The 18,358-nt window shown below is 57.6% G+C and carries 19 protein-coding genes and 1 tRNA gene; 12 read left to right on the top strand and 8 right to left on the bottom strand.

Translation table 11 applies throughout. The features are described from left to right. Positions 1-97 precede the first annotated feature (97 nt). Positions 98-168, top strand: a tRNA-Gly gene (locus tag I6I94_RS08390). Positions 169-535: 367 nt separating this feature from the next. On the opposite strand, the gene I6I94_RS08385 is transcribed toward I6I94_RS08390, so the two are convergent. Together I6I94_RS08385 and I6I94_RS08380 are read right to left on the bottom strand one after the other, a co-directional pair. Continuing rightward, entirely contained in the window at positions 536-766 is a 231-nt protein-coding gene (locus I6I94_RS08385) for a type II toxin-antitoxin system YafQ family toxin (RefSeq protein WP_236588972.1), read from the bottom strand. 47 nt (positions 767-813) lie between these two features. Next, positions 814-1,104 (bottom strand): type II toxin-antitoxin system RelB/DinJ family antitoxin, encoded by a 291-nt coding sequence (locus tag I6I94_RS08380; RefSeq protein WP_128088126.1) that lies wholly within the window; start codon positions 1,102-1,104, stop codon positions 814-816. Between the two features lie 262 nt (positions 1,105-1,366). On the opposite strand from I6I94_RS08380, the gene I6I94_RS08375 reads away from it, so the two are divergent. The 9 genes from I6I94_RS08375 (at position 1,367) to I6I94_RS08335 (ending at position 7,548) form a co-directional block, all read left to right on the top strand. Next, the gene (locus I6I94_RS08375) at positions 1,367-1,981 is read left to right on the top strand and encodes a thiamine phosphate synthase (RefSeq protein WP_128088127.1); all 615 of its coding nucleotides are present in this window, start codon (positions 1,367-1,369) and stop codon (positions 1,979-1,981) included. 2 nt (positions 1,982-1,983) lie between these two features. Further along, complete coding sequence (gene thiO, locus I6I94_RS08370; RefSeq protein WP_128088128.1) at positions 1,984-3,039, top strand: glycine oxidase ThiO; 1,056 nt, start codon at positions 1,984-1,986, stop codon at positions 3,037-3,039. 59 nt (positions 3,040-3,098) lie between these two features. Beyond that, complete coding sequence (gene thiS / locus I6I94_RS08365; protein WP_023133218.1) at positions 3,099-3,296, top strand: sulfur carrier protein ThiS; 198 nt, start codon at positions 3,099-3,101, stop codon at positions 3,294-3,296. A gap of 5 nt (positions 3,297-3,301) precedes the next feature. After that, on the top strand, positions 3,302-4,057 hold the full coding sequence (locus tag I6I94_RS08360) for a thiazole synthase (RefSeq protein ID WP_128088129.1): 756 nt from the start codon (positions 3,302-3,304) through the stop codon (positions 4,055-4,057). Beyond that, complete coding sequence (locus I6I94_RS08355) at positions 4,048-5,103, top strand: ThiF family adenylyltransferase (RefSeq protein ID WP_201620604.1); 1,056 nt, start codon at positions 4,048-4,050, stop codon at positions 5,101-5,103. The genes I6I94_RS08360 and I6I94_RS08355 overlap by 10 nt, the downstream gene beginning before the upstream one ends. A 177-nt stretch (positions 5,104-5,280) precedes the next feature. Beyond that, positions 5,281-5,790 carry a peptidoglycan-binding protein gene (locus I6I94_RS08350; RefSeq protein WP_128088130.1) on the top strand — a complete coding sequence of 170 codons (510 nt, stop codon included), beginning with the start codon at positions 5,281-5,283 and terminating at the stop codon, positions 5,788-5,790. Positions 5,791-5,855: 65 nt separating this feature from the next. After that, positions 5,856-6,371, top strand: a complete 516-nt coding sequence (locus I6I94_RS08345) for a peptidoglycan-binding protein (protein ID WP_128088131.1) — start codon at positions 5,856-5,858, stop codon at positions 6,369-6,371. Positions 6,372-6,500: 129 nt separating this feature from the next. Next, positions 6,501-6,986 carry a peptidoglycan-binding protein gene (locus I6I94_RS08340; RefSeq protein ID WP_128088132.1) on the top strand — a complete coding sequence of 162 codons (486 nt, stop codon included), beginning with the start codon at positions 6,501-6,503 and terminating at the stop codon, positions 6,984-6,986. Positions 6,987-7,050: 64 nt separating this feature from the next. After that, complete coding sequence (locus I6I94_RS08335; protein ID WP_201620603.1) at positions 7,051-7,548, top strand: peptidoglycan-binding protein; 498 nt, start codon at positions 7,051-7,053, stop codon at positions 7,546-7,548. A gap of 133 nt (positions 7,549-7,681) precedes the next feature. Here I6I94_RS08335 and I6I94_RS08330 read toward each other — a convergent pair whose 3' ends face one another. Both I6I94_RS08330 and I6I94_RS08325 read right to left on the bottom strand, forming a co-directional pair. Then, a complete protein-coding gene (locus I6I94_RS08330; protein ID WP_128088133.1) occupies positions 7,682-8,701 on the bottom strand; it encodes a zinc-dependent alcohol dehydrogenase in 1,020 nt (339 codons plus the stop codon). 44 nt (positions 8,702-8,745) lie between these two features. After that, positions 8,746-9,378, bottom strand: a complete 633-nt coding sequence (locus I6I94_RS08325; RefSeq protein ID WP_128088134.1) for a DUF4097 family beta strand repeat-containing protein — start codon at positions 9,376-9,378, stop codon at positions 8,746-8,748. A gap of 410 nt (positions 9,379-9,788) precedes the next feature. On the opposite strand from I6I94_RS08325, the gene I6I94_RS08320 reads away from it, so the two are divergent. Further along, a complete protein-coding gene (locus I6I94_RS08320) occupies positions 9,789-11,897 on the top strand; it encodes a MauE/DoxX family redox-associated membrane protein (RefSeq protein WP_128088135.1) in 2,109 nt (702 codons plus the stop codon). Between the two features lie 144 nt (positions 11,898-12,041). Next, on the top strand, positions 12,042-12,698 hold the full coding sequence (locus tag I6I94_RS08315) for a class I SAM-dependent methyltransferase (RefSeq protein WP_128088136.1): 657 nt from the start codon (positions 12,042-12,044) through the stop codon (positions 12,696-12,698). A gap of 69 nt (positions 12,699-12,767) precedes the next feature. Here I6I94_RS08315 and I6I94_RS08310 read toward each other — a convergent pair whose 3' ends face one another. From I6I94_RS08310 to I6I94_RS08295, 4 genes are all read right to left on the bottom strand, one after another. Continuing rightward, complete coding sequence (locus tag I6I94_RS08310; protein ID WP_128088137.1) at positions 12,768-13,469, bottom strand: hypothetical protein; 702 nt, start codon at positions 13,467-13,469, stop codon at positions 12,768-12,770. Positions 13,470-13,647: 178 nt separating this feature from the next. After that, the gene (locus I6I94_RS08305) at positions 13,648-14,625 is read right to left on the bottom strand and encodes a zinc ribbon domain-containing protein (RefSeq protein ID WP_128088138.1); all 978 of its coding nucleotides are present in this window, start codon (positions 14,623-14,625) and stop codon (positions 13,648-13,650) included. A 151-nt stretch (positions 14,626-14,776) separates the two neighbouring features. Further along, complete coding sequence (locus I6I94_RS08300; protein WP_201620602.1) at positions 14,777-16,780, bottom strand: NHL domain-containing thioredoxin family protein; 2,004 nt, start codon at positions 16,778-16,780, stop codon at positions 14,777-14,779. A 224-nt stretch (positions 16,781-17,004) separates the two neighbouring features. Next, on the bottom strand, positions 17,005-18,294 hold the full coding sequence (locus I6I94_RS08295; RefSeq protein ID WP_037237528.1) for an MFS transporter: 1,290 nt from the start codon (positions 18,292-18,294) through the stop codon (positions 17,005-17,007). Between the last annotated feature and the right edge of the window lie 64 nt (positions 18,295-18,358).

Here is an 18,358-nt window from a genome sequence, read left to right as displayed (position 1 = left end):
CGGCGGGGCACTACCGGGCGGGGTGATGAGGCACGCACCCGGCCGGTATGCGAAAAACCCAAACACACGCTACACTAGATATGTCCATTACGGATACGCGGCTGTAGCTCAATGGTAGAGCGCACGCTTCCCAAGCCTGATACGCGGGTTCGATTCCCGTCAGCCGCTCTCATAAACCCCTAGCTTCTGTTAGGGGTTTTCGCATACCCAGCCTTGGACGGGAATCGCTTCCAGGCGCGGATTTGGTACCTCGCTCACTCGGAATCCGCACCCTCCAGCCCGTCAGCCGCTCCACTTAGGTCTCCAACCGTTAGGCTGGAGACCTCTTTTTTAGGCTTTGGGGAATCGCTTACGCTAAAAAATCGCCCCATAAAGGACGATTTTTTACCTCCAGCCCGTCAGCCGCTCTCAAAAGTTCTGGTGTTTACCAGGGCTTTTTTATTTTCCTCAGCTAGCCCCGCGAGCAGGTGGTTTTTGGAAGCGTATGTTCAAATAATGAGTACATTTAGCTGTACAAATTTGGTCGGACGAAAAACTACATCTTGAAGAGGTCAGCATGACTTCCCGTCCTGGAAGCAGTCAGAATCAATCGTCCCTTGTCGATAGCATAGATAAGCAACCAATCAGGCTGAATGTGGCATTCCCTTAATCCACGATAGTTACCTGTCAAAGCATGATCTCGATGCCTTGTTTCTAACGGCTCCTCACGTATGAGTTTGTCGAGGACATCTTCTAAGAGACGAAGATTTAATCCTCTCTTCTTCATGAGCTTGTAGTCTTTACGAAACTGGGATGTTGTTTCAAGGTGAAGCACTAATCATCGCCTTCAGCATCAAGCTCAGCGAAGAGCTCTCGGGGCGAACTGTACTGTTTACTTTTACGGGTGCCCTCCATCATAGCTTTCGTTTCTGCGATAGCTTGCTCAGTTGTAGCATTGTATTGAGGTTGCTTGAGTTCAAAGGGCAATCCACCTTGCATGATGGAAACGTTTAAAAACATCGTGATGGCATCACTTACGGAAATTCCGAAAATTCCAAAAAGCTCCTCAGCTTCCCTCTTAACTTCTGGTTCTATGCGCAGATTGATGTTCGCCGTCTTTGCCACAGTAAATACACCTCTCTATCGTGAAACATTGTATATCTAAAGTATAACAAAAGTGTGTATTTATTGTGGAAATTATCAAGATCCTTCTACTCTTAGCTTTATATAAACCATCAGAGCAACAAAACCGCAGCCAGGAAGCACAACGAAGGTTGTGTGCTAGCCTGAATGAGAAATATCTGCGTGTGCCGCATCGTCGCAAAATCACCGCAACGCCCGCGCAAGCACGCAGGAAACACTACTTTCACAGTCGAATCGTGATCCCATGACAACCAACAGCACCGCCGAAACCGCCATACCATTAGACCTTTCACTGTATCTGGTCACCGGCGAAAACCCCGTCGAAACGGTGCGGCGGGCACGGCATGCCACCTGCATACAGGTGCGTTCCAAGCCCATCAGCGCCCGCGACCTGCATGCCCTTGCCGAAGAGATTGCGCGCATCGCGCTCCCCCACCAGAAGATACTGATTGATGATCGGGTGGATGTTGCCCTTGCCCTGCGTGCTCGCGGGGTGCGCATCGACGGGGTACATATCGGCCAAGACGATCTGCCCGTCGCCGATGCCCGCCGTCTGCTGGGTGAGCACGCCATTATTGGTCTCACCACCGGCACCCGCGAGCTTGTTGAGCGCGCCAACACCGTTGCGCACCTGATCGACTACATTGGTGCCGGGCCGTTCCGCCCCTCCCCGACCAAAGCCTCAAACCGCCCGCCGCTGGGTATTGAAGGGCTGCATGAACTTGCCGAGCTTTCGAAGATTCCGGTGGTCGCCATCGGCGATATTTGGCCGCAAGACTGCCCGAGCATCCGCGAAACAGGGGTTGCCGGGGTTGCAATGGCACGTGCCTTCGTGGAAAACCCGGAATTGCAGGCATAATCATGGCAGAGGTTATTACCGTGGTGGGCGGTGGAATTATTGGGCTGACCACTGCCTTTGAGCTTACCGAACGCGGCCAGCGGGTGCGCGTCTATGACCCAACCCCCGGCGAGCGCGGCACGGGTGCCAGCTATTTTGCGGGCGGAATGCTCGCGCCTATTGCCGAAGTGCAGTTTCAGCAGGATGCGCTTTTCCCGCTCATGGTTTCCAGCGCGAATGCGTACCCTTCGCTCATGCGCAGGCTCGCCGCAGTGACGGATGCGCCCACCGGCTACGATACGACCGGCACGTTGGTGGTGGCGGGTGACCGTGCGGATGCGGCGCATCTGCGCGATGTTTCTGAGTATTACCGTTCGATCAACCGCAGTGCTGAGGCGATTCCCGTGAGCCGGGCTCGTGCCCTGGAACCTGCGCTTGCCCCGGATTTGGCGGGTGCGGCGTTGATTGAGGGCGATCATCAGGTGGCGCCTCGGCTGTTTTTGCAGGCTCTCGTGAAGGCGTTGAGGGCGCGCGGGGTCGAGTTTGTGCGTGAGCGTGTGACTGACTCGGATTTTGGGGATATTGTGTGCACCGGTTTGGGTGCGGCGGGGCAGTACCCCTTGCGCCCGGTCTACGGTGATATTCTGCGTTTGCAGGCGCCGCATCCGCTGGTGGAGCATGTGGTGCGCGGGTTCGTGAACGGGCGGCCCGTTTATGTGATTCCACGGCCAGGCGGTGAGGTGTGCATTGGTGCAACAAGCCGCGAGGACACGCGCACCCGCCCCGGTGTGGACGGCGTGTATCAGCTGCTCAAAGATGCGATTCGGGTGGTTCCTGCGGTAGAAGAATGCGAGCTTATCGAGTCGAATGTGGGGGTGCGCCCCGGAACCCCGGATGATCTGCCGATCTTTGGCGACCGCACCACGGCGACCGGGCGGCGGCAGCTGATCTCAAACGGGTATTTTCGGCACGGAATTTTACTGGCGGCACTCGCGGGGAAAGCCGGTGCGGAGGTGTTTTTGGGCGGGGATATTCCGCCGGAGTTCGCGCCCTGCTCGCCGAAGAGGTTTGAGCACTGATACGCGGTTTTGCTACAACATACCACCAGTTTGTGCACCAGAAACGAGAGGAATAATCCATGAAAATAACCTATAACGGCGAATTATTAGACATTTCGGCCACGAATCTTGAGGCGTTGATTCTTCAGCAGGCGGGCACCGATCAGGGGGTCGCTGTCGCACTCGATGGTGCTGTGGTGCCGCGTTCACGGTGGGCGAGTACCGAAGTGCCCGAGGGCGCTAGGGTCGATGCGCTGACCGCAGTTCAGGGCGGGTAGTGGCCATGATTATTGCTGAGAAAGAGTTCTCATCCCGGCTCATTATGGGTTCCGGAGGCACCACCAGCATGGATCTGCTCGAAAAAGCGCTGGTCGCATCCGGTACCGAGATGACCACGGTCGCCATGCGCAGGCACGCCTCGGGTACCCCTATTTTTCCGCTTCTGACCAGGCTAAATATTGCGCCTCTACCCAATACGGCGGGGTGCCGTACCGCACGCGACACCGTTATCACCGCCCGGCTCGCGCGCGAAGCCCTGGGCACGAACTGGGTTAAGGTTGAGGTGATTAGCGATGAAGACACCCTGCTGCCGGATGTGTGCGAGACTGTGACCGCCTGCGAAACGCTGGTGGCAGAAGGGTTCACGGTCATGGCGTACACCTCTGATGACCCGGTGATCGCCAAACGTCTAGAGGATGTGGGCGTCGCGGCGGTCATGCCGCTCGGCTCCCCCATCGGCACGGGGCTGGGCATTTTGAACCCGCACAATATTGAGCTGATTTGCTCCCGCGCCACGGTTCCGGTGCTGCTGGATGCGGGGGTTGGCACCGCCTCGGATGCCGCGTTTGCGATGGAACTTGGCTGCTCGGGTGTGCTACTGGCCTCGGCGGTCAACCGTGCGCAGGATCCGGTGGCGATGGCGCGAGCCATGAAAGCCGCCGTTGAGGCAGGCTATCTGGCGCGAAGCGCAGGCAGGATTCCCCAGCGCGAGCACGCGAAGGCTTCTTCCCCGGCGGAGGGTCTGGTGTCATGGATGTGACCTCGCATGATCGCTCTTCGGCGCCTGACGCACCGCAGATTCTAGCGCCACAGGACCCCGCGCAGGCGCAGGCTCTCGAAGCTGAGCGCGTATTGCGGCAGGATCGTCTGCCCGGTTTCGACCAACAGGCGGTCGCCAATGCGCATGTGCTCGTTATCGGTGCGGGCGGTCTGGGGTGCCCGGTGGTGCAGGCGCTCGCCGCCGCCGGGGTCGGGTCGATTGCGCTCGTCGATCACGATGTGATTGAGCTGTCGAATCTGCAGCGCCAGCCGTTGTTCGGGATCGCCGATTGCGGCCGGGCGAAGGCTGAGGTTGCCGCGCATCGTGCCCGCGAGATTGCCCCGGCGCTGAGGGTGACAGTGTATCGAAGGTACCTGGAGGCATCCTGGATTCTTGACCTGCTCGCCGAGGAGAACCCGGCGGTGATCGTCGATTGTACCGATACCTTTGAGACTAAATATTTGATTGCCGATGCCGCCGAGATAACCGGTATTCCGCTGGTGTGGGGGTCGGTGCTGCGGTATCAGGGCAGCGTGAGCGTCTTCCGCACGGGGTCGGTGCATCTGCGCGATCTGTTCCCTACAACTCCGGAAACGCTGGAATCCTGCGCCGAGGCGGGGGTGCTGGGCGCTACCACGGCGGTGATTGGTTCGCTCATGGCGACCGAAACGCTCAAGTTCCTGGCGGGGCTGCCCACACTTGAGGGTCGGCTGCTCACCTACGAGGCGCTGAGCGGCACATTCCAGAATTTTGCGCTCTCCCCAGACCCGGAACGTGCGCCCGTGACGGATTTGAGCGCCTACGAACTGCCGAAAATTCTGCTGGATGTACGCGAGCAGAACGAACGCGAAACCCAGGTGAAGTACCCGGATTCCCTGCACCTTCCGCTCTCCGCAGCTACCGAGGATGCAGTGCGCTCTATGTTGAAGCCGCTCGCCGGGGAGCGCGTGGGCGTGTTTTGTAAGTCCGGGGCACGCGCAGCGAAGTTTATACAGGAATGGGATGCGGTTGCAGCAGATTATGGGGTGAGGCTCACTGGGGTGTAGCCCACCATCGTGCGGCTTCTTCACGCTGTGAAGGGGCGCCCCACAGGCGTTATAAACCTGAAAACAGGAAAATAACGTTTACATTAAACTTTAAGGTTTGCTGAGTAAATGCTTGAGATTTATAGCACGGGTCTTCTAGGGTAGATGGGGAGACATCCCCTACCGAAAGGGCCTACCATGACCGCCGATAATAAAGGCCTCTCCCGCCGTAAGCTCCTCAAGGCAGGCGCTATAGGTGTGCCCGCAGCAGGTGTACTCGCCTTCGGCTCGACCCTGGTCACCGCAACCTCCGCCAACGCTATCTCCACCGACGGCTGGTGGGGCTCCGAAACCTCAGCAGGGTTCCAGCGGTTTATGAATGCGGCTTTAGGCGCAAATCTAGTTGTCGACGGATGGATCAGTTCCCAACCTGCAGCAATGGCACCCTATTGCCCGGGAATTGTGGGTGGCTGGGAGTGGGCCATACAGATAGATCAAGGCTCCCCTACAATTTCTAAGATGTCAGAGTGGCTGGGAATGCAATGGAAAGGTGCTGACGGTAGTTCGTATTCATACCCTTACCCTCATTTCTCCTCGACACACGTTAATAAGCTACAAAGCCACTACGGTATCGCGCAGGATGGTCGTCTCGACGGGCCCTCCAAGACTATTCAGGCTCTCCAGAACGAAATCAACCAGTACGTCTAAAGTTCTTGCGAATTTCAGTATTCGCATGGATGTAGTCAGTACGTTATGTGTAAGGAGTTTTCGTTATGACGAATGAACACACCGGATTTTCCCGCCGTAAGCTTCTCAAGGCAGGTGCTATAGGTGTGCCCGCAGCAGGTGTACTCGCCTTCGGCTCGACCCTGGTCACCGCAACCTCCGCAAACGCTATCTCCACCGACGGCTGGTGGGGATCCGAAACCTCAGCAGGGCTGCAGCGGTTCTTAAATACTGTGGTCACGAATAAGGGCTGGCTCACAAGCGAGGAGTTTAGCAAGGGTCTGGTTGTCGACGGGATCATCAGCTCACAAGATTCAGGAATGGTACGCCAGTGCCCCGCAATTGTTGGCGGCTGGGAATGGGTAGAATCCGGCAAAGCGGAAGGCTCTCCCACCATCAAATGGTTACAGTCATGGTTAGATCTGAATCCTCCAACCCCTATCTTCGGCACTGGAGATATTTTTTATCTGCAGCGCCACTATGGAATCCCTCAAGACGGTCGCCTTGATGGTCCTTCCCGGACTGTCCAGGCTCTCCAGAACGAAATCAACCAGTGGGTTTAGAGGTTTCTTCTTCATACCTTCCACCCATACCCTGCCTAGCTGGGGCGCGTTTTTCTCCTTATGGGATGCGCCCCAGTTTAGGCGTCAATATCCGCTTTATAGGCCTCAACATATGAAAAGGAAGAAATTATGACTTTTGAGAACACCAGGCTTTCCCGCCGCAAGCTCCTCAAGGCAGGCGCTATAGGCGTGCCCGCCGCAGGCCTGGCAGCCTTCGGCTCCACCCTCGTCACCGCAACCTCCGCCAACGCCATCTCCACCGACGGCTGGTGGGGATCCGAAACCTCAGCAGGGCTGCAGCGGTTCATGAATGCCATAGCAGGCAAAGCCATTCTTACAGTCGACGGAGTCATTAGCTCCCAACCTTCAAATATGGCACCTTCATGTCCAGGAATTGTCGGCGGCTGGGAATGGGTATCAGGTCGGGCAGACGGCTCACCCACCATCGCGAGTATGCAGAGTTGGTTAAAGTTCTATGAGTGGGAAGATGGTCTCATTAGTGCTAGCACTATCAACCTCCTACAACGCCATTACGGCGTCTCGCCGGACGGCCGTCTCGACGCTCCATCCCGGACTATTCAGGCTCTCCAGAACGAAATCAACCAGTACGTCTAAATTCTTGCGAATTTCAGTATTCGCATGGATGTACCCAGTGCTTTATGTGTAAGGAGTTTTTATCATGACCGCAGAAAACAAAAACCTCTCCCGTCGCAAGCTCCTCAAGGCAGGCGCTATAGGCGTTCCTGCGGCAGGGCTGGTAGCCTTCGGGTCCACCCTCGTAACCGCAACCTCCGCCAACGCTATCTCCGCCGACGGCTGGTGGGGATCTGAAACTAGCGCGGGGCTGCAGCGGTTCATGAACACTGTCAGGGGTGCTGGTCTTGTCGTTGATGGAGTGATTAGTTCGCAGCCTTCGCACATGGCACCTGCATGCCCTGGAATCGTCGGTGGCTGGGAATGGGTAGAACCTAGGCAGGCAGAAGGTTCCCCCACCATCCTCCATATGTCATTGTGGCTAGGGCTCAAGAACATCGAGTACCCGGTTCCCAGTATGATCAATAATACTGTCATCGAAAACTTACAGAAGCACTATGGTATCTCCCAGGATCGCCGTCTCGACGGTCCATCCCAGACCATCAAGGCTTTGCAGAACGAAATCAACCAGTGGGTTGGGTAAATTAACTAATCCCCAAGCTGCGCCAGGTATCGGCTGTTAGGTTCGGTACCTAAAAAGGCTCTTTATTTCAATAAAGCGGGTTCTCTAATGCTTTATTGAAATAAAGAGCCTTTTTGGGCGAAAAATTAGGGGACTATTTATCGATACTCAGCATCACCTTGGGGCGTTCCCGCTCCCCCGCTTCCAGCCGTTCGAAGGCGGCCTGCGCATCGTTGAGGCTGTAGCTGCTGTCGATGAGCGCGCCCAGCTTGTCCCGGTGCTCCCGCACGAACTGCGCGGCAGCCGCATAGTGGTCGATGCCGTGGCGCACACCCACCAGGTGCTGCCCCCGCAGGGCAAGCTCTGAGGCGTCAAGGCCGGTCTGCGCTGGCGGGAAGCCGATCAGCACCGCCGCGCCCCCGTTCCTCAGCAGAGACGGCGTAGCCTGTAGCGCCGTACCGGAGCCGGAGCACTCCCACACAGCATCCCAGTCCCCAGAGGGGAGAGAGTCCACCGTTTTATAGGCCCTAATCCCAAGCTCGGCAAGGTGCACGGGCTGTGAGGGGTCAACCACCGCAACCTCAACGGGGTACTGCTTCAGCACCAGTGCCGCGAGGGTGCCGATCGTGCCGCCGCCCAGCACCAGTACCCTGTCACCGGGTTCTGGGGTGGCTTTCGCCAGGCCTTCCAGAACCGTCACGAGGGGTTCGATCAGAATGTATTCGGGGTGTGGTTCTGCGCCCGGGCCGTCGTCAATAACGGTCAGCACGTGCGCTGGCATTACAAGCTTTTGCGCCGCCGCCCCGCCGTGCTCATAGAGACCAACTTCGCGCAGGTTTGTGCAGAGGTTCCGACGCCCGCGCTGACAGAAATCGCATATCAGGCAGGGAATCATGGTGCTTCCGGTGACCACCGCACCGGGTTTCAGCTGAGTGCCGTGAACAGTCTGCGGCGGGGTTTCGATCACGCCCACCCACTCATGCCCGTAATGGTGCGGGTACTCGGTCAGACCGCGCCGCAGGTAGTTTGAGGTGCCGTCGTACAGCTCAAGGTCGGTTCCACAGATGCCCGCATGGGCAACTCGAATGAGGGCCTCATCTGGTTGTTGGGGGTGCGCATCTTCAATCTCACGCGCTTCGGCGCTTCGGATTCCGGTGATAAAACTGGCTTTCATCGTTTTTCTTCCCCTTCTTATAAGCCTGGTTGCTGAAGCTGCACCTATTCGACTTCCACGTGCCCGCCGGAGCAGGTGATGTACACGCTCGGCTGATTCTCGGCATCGTACGAGTCGCCGGTGCGGCACTGTTTTCCGAATATTTCCACGCTGCCGGTTGCCTCCCGCACCCGGTAGCCGGGCATCTCATCAAACGTGCCCACCGTGAGCACCGCCCCGCCAGCCACTTTAAGGCTTGCATCCTCATCAACGGTACAGTTCGCTAGCAGGACCGACGCCGATGACGCCCGCGCCTGAACGTGTGAAAAGTCAGAGTTCCTGCACCGGATGGTGCCTTCGGCGGCGGTCAGGTCGGCGTAGCTGGCGCGCATCCCGCCGATAGTGCAGTACGAGCTGGTGCGCACCCGTAACGCGTCAAGGAACGTCCCGGTGGGGACGGTGATTTTTACCCTGGGGCGTGTCAGAAAGTGCAGCAGTGACGGGCGGGTTGCGAAGGGTGACTGCCAGTAGTGTTCTGTCTGGGTGAGCTGTATGGCGCCTTCGTCGGTGCGCACGGTGAAAAGCTCTGCATGGGGCACCTCAATAGTTGCATTTTTGTCGGTTGTTGCGAATATGTCGGTCTCAAGATCAAGTATTTCAAGGGCCAGGGATTTAGGTTCAGTGACGACTATGGACATGGGAAACCTCCACTGCAACGGTAGCGACGGGCGCTGATGCGCCTCACCGCAGGGTTCAGGCGGTACGCACGAACCTGTACAGGTGTACGTTGGGTGGTGCCGCATCCGGCGCCCCGTTTACCCGTATTTTACCCCTGTCACTTGAAACTTTTCTAAAGCACCAGTGTAACGGTGTGTGTGACAAATCTCCCTATTTATATGCATGGTGGGGCCTAACATATCCGCTCGGGGGCTTAAAAATATTCGTCTTTGCACACTTGAAATTCATGCGCTCACACGTTTTTTCGCACTTCGGGACGCTATTTTTTAAAAATGATGTGCACAGCCTTGCAATTAAAGCGCATCTTTATACGTAACGAGAGTAGTATGGGAAGGACAACAATTTTCTGGCCCCAATTTTTCAAGGACTCATGACTCCCCTTCTGCTTTGCACTTCTATCCTTGTTGTTACTCTCACGGCCAGCGGTATCGCTAAGGCTAAAGACCCTTCTAGCACCGTTGAAGGTATTCTGAACTTAGGTTTAGACTCGGTTGCGCCACTGAAGCTCACCCCCGCTGTACTGCCGTGGGCTGAGCTGGTGCTCGCCGCCGGGCTTCTGTTCGCCCCCGGCCCGCTGTTCCCGGTGTTCGCCATAGCCTCCTGTGCGCTTATGGTGTTCTACCTGGTGGTGATTGCTCGGGCGTTGGCTACCGGCCGCACCGAAGGCTGTAACTGCTTCGGGAAGAAATCAGCGGCACCGGTGAGCCGTTACACGCTGATCCGTAATATTGCGCTGACCATTGCGGGTATTCTCACCGTGGTGGCTTCCTTCGTTGGCGGGAAGGCACTGGTGTATGAGCTGGTGGGCCTTAACGGTTCCGGGTGGCTGTGGGCTGTTGGCGCGGGCCTGATCGCGCTGACCCTGTGGGCTATTCAGCGGGGCGAGTCCCTGGCCGAGCCCGCCCCGGATATTCCCGAGGTGGTGCTGCCCTCCGCAGCTGATGAGTCCGAGGATTATGTGCGGGTTCCCATCCCTTACGCCTCTATTTACACGACCGATGGGCGTGTGACCACCCTGCGCGATATGTCTCGTGTGCAGGCGCGTGTACTGTTTTTTGCTTCTCCCACGTGCGGTTCTTGCACCCCTATTTTGAAGACTATTCCCCGGTGGCAGAAGCTGCTGCCGCAGCTGGGTTTGCACCCCGTGTTCAGCAGTGAAGAGAAGATTCGTCAGGCCCATAAGCTGGAGAAACTGGATGAGGGCGTTGAGGCGCTGGTGGATCCCAAGCATGCGGCAATGCACAACTTTGGCCGCGGCACCCCAATGGCCGTGATCCTGGGTTCCGACGGGATGCTGGCGGGCGGCCCCGTAGCGGGAACGAGCGACGTGAAGCAGCTTATGGATGATCTGCTGGTTGAATTCGGCGCCATTAAAGACCCGAACGCCCCCAAGGAGGCGCAGCCCGCTCAGGCCGCCGCTTCGGCAGCAGGAGCCTCAGAGCAGCGCGCACCAGTGCAGGGCAGCTCGGCGACTCAGGCCCCGGCCCGGCCCGCCGCTGTGGACAATGTCTCTCACGGTCAGGTGGGCCGCACCGCACCAGCGCAGCAGAAGGCGCCTGCTTCCGAACAGCCGACCCAGCCTCAGGCTGCCGTATCGAAATCCCAGAATGCGCAGCAGCCCGCACCCGTGAAACAGGGTAGGCAGCCCGCGCAGGGCCAGGGTGCTTCCACGCAGCAAAACGTCGCAGCTCAGCGGCAGAGTGCATCCCAGCAGCAGCCCGCAGCGCCCCAACAGGGTACGGCCGCTGGGGTCGCCCCCGCGCAGAGTTCGGTTCAGCCCCAAAAAACCGCGAAGAATACGGCAGCGCAGCAGCCTGCCGCGGCTTCTCCAACGGCATCGAAAGAGGCCGCTGCACAGCAGCCAAAGCAGCAGAAGGCTCAGGACGCCTCCTCTCCCGCTCAGAAAGCTCAAACGTCAGCCCCGGCAGCTTCTGCCGCTCAGGCGTCTGAGGACTTGGCGCAGGCCACTGCTCCGGTGCCGACGCAGAAGCCCAACGATGCCACCGAGCCCCTGACTCAGGTGGGGCAGCAGAAAGCCTCCCAGCCACAGCAGGGCGGCACCGGCTCGGGCCAAACCGCACAGCAGATCCAGCCTGCACGTGTACAGCCCACACAACCCGCGAATAAGCCGCAGCCTGCAGGCGGCGGTGCGGAGGCGGCCAAGACCACCAGCGCCGCGAAAGCGTACCGGCTGGGGATGCGGCAGCAGGCGGTGCGCGCTAAATCGGCAGGTGCTCAGCCAGTACCGGCTGGCTCTTCCACCGGCGTGGTGACTTCTCCTTCTGCTAGTTTCAACGGGCCGCGTAAGCGGTACACACCGGGGGCCAGCATGCTCAAGTCGCGGCGTTCCCCCGCTGAGCTGTCGGTGCCTCAGGCTGCTACGCGCCCGCCTCTGAAGCCCAGCTCACGTGCCGCTTCTGCCTCTATGGCGAAGCTGCGCAGCCAGCAGATTATTCAGAAGGCGGCGGCAAAGAAGTAGACTGTTAGAGGGCGCCCGCAAAGCAGATACACCGGGTCGCATAAAGAGCGCAATGATGCTCTTTATGCGGCCCGTGTTCGCTCCCACGCGGCCCCGCCCGCAACGAAGACGTGCACACACTTCCACCCTATAGAAAGGCAACTGATGGCTGAGATACAGTTCAATGCCCCCGGCGAGCGCGAAAAGTCGCTGTGGCTCATTAAGAAGGAAAACGACCCGGGCCACTCGCAGTGGTATATTGAGCGTTTTAAGCAGATGGAGGCTGAGGGTAACGACCTGGGCGGTGAGTCACGTGTTCTGGATGCGATGGCTTCCCGAGGGGCAAAAATCCTGGATGCCGGGTGCGGCCCGGGCCGGGTGGGTAAGCAGCTGCACGCGCTGGGGCACCGCGTCACCGGTGTGGATATTGACCCTGAGCTGATTGATGAGGCGACCCGTGTGTGCCCCGAGGCTTCCTGGGTCACCGCTGATTTGGCGGATTTGCCGCAGGCTCTTGGGTTCAACGGTGAAGCCGATCAGGACGGTTTTGAGCTGCTGGTGTGTTCGGGGAATGTGATGGGCTTTTTGGCGCGTTCTACCCGGTACCCTGTGGTTGAGAATTTTTATCGGGTGCTGGCCCCGGGCGGCCGGGCCGTAGTGGGGTATGGTTCCGGCCCTGGACGGGATTATTCGTTTGAGCAGTTCCTTGCGGATGCGCGCCAGGCCGGTTTTACTGTGGATGCCACTTACAGCACCTGGGATTTGCGTCCTTTCACCGAGGATTCGGAGTATTTGGTGGCGGTTCTTTCGCGGGCTAAGTAGGGTGCGTCTAGGCTTCGGGGGCGGTATGTTGTCGAACATACCGCCCCCGTTGTGTTGTGTAGGTGGCTTCTATGAGGAAATCAGGTGGATGGCGCGTGCTGTTTCTTCGGGCAGTAGCGCCCCGGCTCCCAACAGCAGGATGACGAGCGCGGCGACCACGGCGATGGTGGCTGAGCGCCAGCCGGGGTGCAGCTCGTTAAAGGTGATCAGGTGCGGGTGCAGTTTATCAATATCGAGCACGTTCGCTTTCTGGTAGACAGTGGTCTGCTCCGAGAGTTTTGAGGAGACGGTGCGCATTGTTTTTGCATCCCAGACGCGCCCGTCCAGGCGCATGAGCGGTTTCTTGTTTTTGCCGATGGCCCACATGGCGGGGGCAGGACGGTACCGCAGCCGCCCCATGCCGGTGGTTTTTTTGCCGTGCGCCTGCTTGGGGTAGAGCTTTTCAACAAGGATGGTGTGGTCTATGTTTTTGAGCGGCACGGCTTTCCAGCCGATGAGGCGGGCACGCAGCACGTGGGTGTCGGTCAGGGCCACAATGGTGGGTTTGAGCACCGAGTAGAGGCTGATACCGGCGCAGAACGCGATGAGCAGTGTCACTATGGTGTAGGGCAGGGCGGGCCGTTTGTAGCCGAGGAAGGCGAGCGCGGCGATGAGTGTGAGGGTGCCCGGTAGTGCCGCTTCGACGCGCCTGCCGTAGGAGCGGATGCGCGGGTGGTAGATGTGTTCGGCGGTGCCGTGTTTGCTGCTGATTTCGTGTGCGCGTTCTGCCATACTCTCCACTTTAGTGGTATGAGCGCTCATAGCCTAGTGGGGCGCGCGGTTTCTACTGCCCTATTCCTGCCGTTCGGGCGCGTGGTTTTCTGGGGTGCAGCCGGTCTTAGCGTGGGTGCTGCGGATACGGGGCGTTTACCTGCTGGCGGGAACGGGGGGATAATACTGGCGCAGTGTTTCAGAAGGAGACGCGCACGGATTTCGCGTCTACCTCGGCCATGCCTTTGAGTGTGAACGGGATTTCTTTTGTTATTTCTTTATGGGTTCCCGTGTATAAATCTAGCTGCTCGAACGAGATTTTTACTTTGCCTTCTGCGGGTGAGAGTCTCCACATTTTGTCTGATTCTGCGGTTACTTTCGGCTGCGGGTATTCAATAACTGACCATTTCACTGCCCCATCTACTCGCCCACCGAAGGAGTACTCAAATGGGCATCCGGACGGGTATAGGGTATTTTGTGCCGCGCATTTATCAACGTAGGAACGCACCTGGGTTTGTACGGATTCCAGCGCCTTTTCGCTTGGTTCCAGGGCTATATCGGCCTGGGAGGATGCATCTGCTGTGAGCACCTGCTGCACGCTTTTTGAGGCGGTGTACACTGCGGAGTCGTAGGCGACCGTGTACACCCCGGGGTAGAATACCGGGAATGATGCCTCGCCCTGATCGACGGCGACTTTACGGTTATTCACGGTGGCTGCCTCAACCCCCGCGATTTTCACTGTGAGGGTGGGCAGCTCCCCCGACTCAATATCCCAACGGTCGAAGACTCCCCAGTGGGTGCCCGCCTGGTGGAGCCGGAAATCGGTGTGTTCGCTTTTGCCGTCAATGGTGTAGGAGGCGCGCACTGTTGCTTCATTTCCGTTGGGGTCTTTCTCTATGACGTCAATCTGCACATCTTTGAGGGTTGAGGCTGCACGCCGCAGCGTGTCGCCGTCGAGCATAGCGGGGTCTCCGTCGGGGATTCTGGCCCCGAGCAGCCCCAGCGCGTATGATCCGTTACCCGTTTGGAGTGCGTGGAAATATTCGCGTACTTTCCCCTCCGGTCCGTACACCAGTTTATTGGTGGCGAAAAGCGCGCCAGCGGCCGCCACGAGGGACACGATAACGCCAATAACCCAGGCAGTCAGGAGCTTCTCGACGGGAGAGTGAATACGCATAGATAAAGAATAGCTCACAGTGAGTGCACTATTAGTACGTATGTAATTCCCGTCATACCGTTCTTGTTTTATGTATGCGCCTTTGGTTACTTTTTGGCTAAAAGTTATTTTCTGCAATATCGCAGACGTTTATAGGCTCACAGGGCGGGCTCTAGTTAATCCCCCGCAAATCCAACACGAGTTCGCTCTCATCCGCGGCATCACCGGTGACGATGACCGGAATACCCCAGTCCTGCTGGTATAGGTGGCATGCGGCGTGCTCGGGAATATCGCCGTCGGGGGTGCCGTCGCAGGCGGCAGCGCGGGCGGTAATGTGCAGCACCGCCTCCTGAATTTCGGGGTTGAGCACGAGGGTACGGCTGAGCCCTTGGGAGGTACCGGCACCGTCCAGCAGGAAGTTTTCGGGGGTGGATGAGATTTTCAGCTGGGTCGGGTCTCCCCAGCGGGTATCGAGTTTCTGCCCGGTCGGCACGGTAAACCGCGAGGTGAATTTGAGGGTTCCGCCGGTGAGCTTCGTGGCGGGTCGGGCGGTTGTAATCGCCCCTTCGTCCACTTTCTGCGCCTGCGCCGGAATGGCGGCACGCACCAGCTGGTGCGCATTGGTTTCCACGATTATCAGGCGGGGCTCCTCACCCGGACTATGCTCCACCAGGAGGTCGGCGGGTTCGGCGAGTCCGCGCTGCAAGGTGCTCAGTTCCTTCGCGGCAGGATCCCAGCGGCGAATCGCACCGTTATAGGTGTCTGCCACTGCGATAGAGCCGTCGGGAAGCTCCGCGAGTCCCAGAGGATGCTGCATACGTGAGGTCTGCGAGTCGCCGTCCACAAACCCGAAATCGAACAGACCCAACCCTACAGCAGAGGTCACCTGTACGCTCTGGTGTCCGTGTTCGTCCCGCGTAAAGGTTATGTGGCGCAGCCCGCTAGTTTCCGAGCAGACTACCCACAGACTGCCGTCACGCGCCTCGATAATGCCGGAGGGTTGGGCAAACCATGCGTCCTCGGCGGTACCGTCCTGCAGCCCTTCAACCCCGGCGCCCGCGAAAATACTGACGGTTTCAGAGACGGGGTCGTAGCCGAAGAGCTGGTGGGTGCCAGCCATCGCGATCACGAACTGCCCGGCTTCACGCGAGTAGACCGCATCCCACGGGGATGAGAGGGCTACAGCGGTGGCGGGCACATCCTCAGGGATATGGTTTGCGTTGCCCGTGACGGCGTTGTCTCCATCAATCACGCGCTGCACGCCATTGCCCGCAAGGGTACGAACCTCACCCGTGCGCAGGTTCAGCGAGCGCAGCCGGTGATTCACGGTGTCGGTGATCAGCACATCGTACCCGAGTTTTTCACGCAGTTCGGCGGGTACCAAAGCAAGCCCTTGCGGTTCGTTAAAGCGTGCAGTGGTTCCGGTTCCGTCGGCGTAGCCTTTTTCGCCGTCCTCTCCCCCACCGTAGGTTGCCAGCACAGTGTTGAGGTCTTCGGCAACCTGCAGGATGCGGTGCCTAGCGGTGTCGGACACCAGGTAGGTGCGTGCGCCGGTGCCGAACAGGTTTTTGGGTCCGAACTCTGTGGGGAGTTCGATAGCTTTCCCCGGGAAAGCGAATGTTCCCTCGGTTTTGGGTCGGGGCACATAGGGGCCGTCGCCTCGGTGCAGGGTACCTTTTGCTTCGTGTTCGGCAACGAGCTCACGCACGAGTGAGGTAAGCCCCTGCACGTGCCCCTCCCCAGAAAGATGCGCCACAATATACCCTTCGGGGTCGATAACCACGAGCGTGGGCCAGGCGCGGGCGGTATAAGCCTGCCAGGTGGTGAGTTCGGGGTCGTCGAGTACGGGATGTTTGATGTCGTAGCGGTCTACGGCTGCGGCGAGCGCTACCGGGTCTGCCTCATGCTCAAATTTGGGGCTGTGCACGCCCACAGTGACGAGCACATCCGAGAATTCTTCTTCGAGGGGGCGCAGCTCGTCGAGCACGTGCAGGCAGTTAATGCAGCACAGGGTCCAGAAGTCGAGGATCACGATTTTGCCGCGAAGAGCCTGCAGGTCTAGGTTCTTCTCGCCGGTGTTGAGCCAGGATCGTCCGATGAGTTCGCTGGCGCGCACGCGCACGGTTTTCTGCCCGGTATGATCTTGCCCGGAATGCTGGTTGCTGGTTTCGCTCACGATTCTCTCCCCTATGGTTTCGCGCCCAGACCCCGCTGAGCAGCAGGGTGCGCTCGTTTCACCCTATTATGCCAGCGGTGCGGGCGTGTTCACCGGGCGGTCAAAGTTTATGAACTCGCCCCGCAATACGCCGTCATATTCTGTCATAGATTCATGGTCTAAACGTCACGTTGTCTGGCAATACTACTCGTCAGCAAGATGAGAAAACATACAAATTCTGCTTTCTAACTTTCTTGGATACGAATCCGTAAAAGTTGTGGTCCTAAAATGATTAGCACCACAAGTTCCCCCAGGCCTGCAACCCACAGAGCAGTTGAGATTGATACTGCTTCTGCAAGTGAAGAAATCATGAGAGCGCCTATCGGTAGGCTACTCATGATGCAGACACGGGCACTAGCATTTACACGTCCAAGCGCTTCAGCGGGAGTGATCTTTTGCCGTAAAGTTACGAGAGCTATATTCATGATTGGACTTCCGTACCCAATACAAAATTGTCCCGATAACAGACAGATCCATGACCATCCAGGAAAAATAGCGGCGGCTGTAAGAATCGATCCCACTGCCATCCACGCTACGCCAATACCTACACAGGCTCCCTCTTGAACTTTCTCCGACCATATACGGTAGCTAAGTGCACCGCATAAAGCACCTATCCCTGCTACCGCTATAGCAATACCATATGCAGACGAATCTAATCCAAGGGTTCGCGTCACATATAGAACAAATAAGGCGCTTATTCCTGCCTCAAAAATATTAATGAAGGCACCAGATAGTACGACCAAACGAATAACAGGCGTGCGCCAGACAAGTTTAAGCCCAGCCAACATATCAGAGATAATACTGGGTGTATTCAGCGAACTTCTCTGTGAAATTGCCGATGGAACCCTGAAACGACCTGGTAACAGTAGCAACACGATAAATGCGATGAGAAAAGTTACTGCATCCAAAGTAATTAGGTACTCTGGGCGGTAATGTGCTGCTAAAAATCCTCCCATAAGTGGTCCTATAAGCTGAGCCATTGAACGAATAAGCTCAAACCTGTTATTTGCTCTGTCAAGCATATTCGGGGGCACAATGTCGGGGACATAGGTTTGATAAGCGATATCGAAGAATACGTTACAGACCCCCATGCAGAATGAGATAACTACGAGAACTGTCACTGTGAGGTTCTGCGTAAGCGCAAGAATTGGGATCAACCCAATTAATCCGGCACGTGTGATATTACATACCACCATCATGGCCCAGCGACTATGCCTATCAACAATGGCACCGGCGATAAGTCCTATCAAGATAATGGGCAGCCACCCTACAGCGCTGACAACGCCCAGAGTTATTTCTCCTGCGCTAAGCGTTATCGCAACGATAAGAGGAATCATCACAGAAGAAATCTGAGTGCCGAAAAGTGAGAAGGACTCTCCAATAAGCACGGTAGTAAAGGAAGCAGGTAGCCTCGTACGTGTAATATCCGCTGTAAAACCAGCATGAGGTTCTGGCACTGATTCAGAGGCTGCCATGAAGATACTCCTGAAGTTCAGATAATTGAGGAAATCAATTATAGATCCTCCGCATTAGTGCTCC

The sequence above is a fragment of the Rothia aeria genome, assembly GCF_016726365.1.
GTDB classification, from domain to species: Bacteria; Actinomycetota; Actinomycetes; order Actinomycetales; family Micrococcaceae; genus Rothia; species Rothia aeria.
Note: the sequence above shows the minus strand (reverse complement) of the source record. Positions and strands in the feature narration are given on the sequence as shown.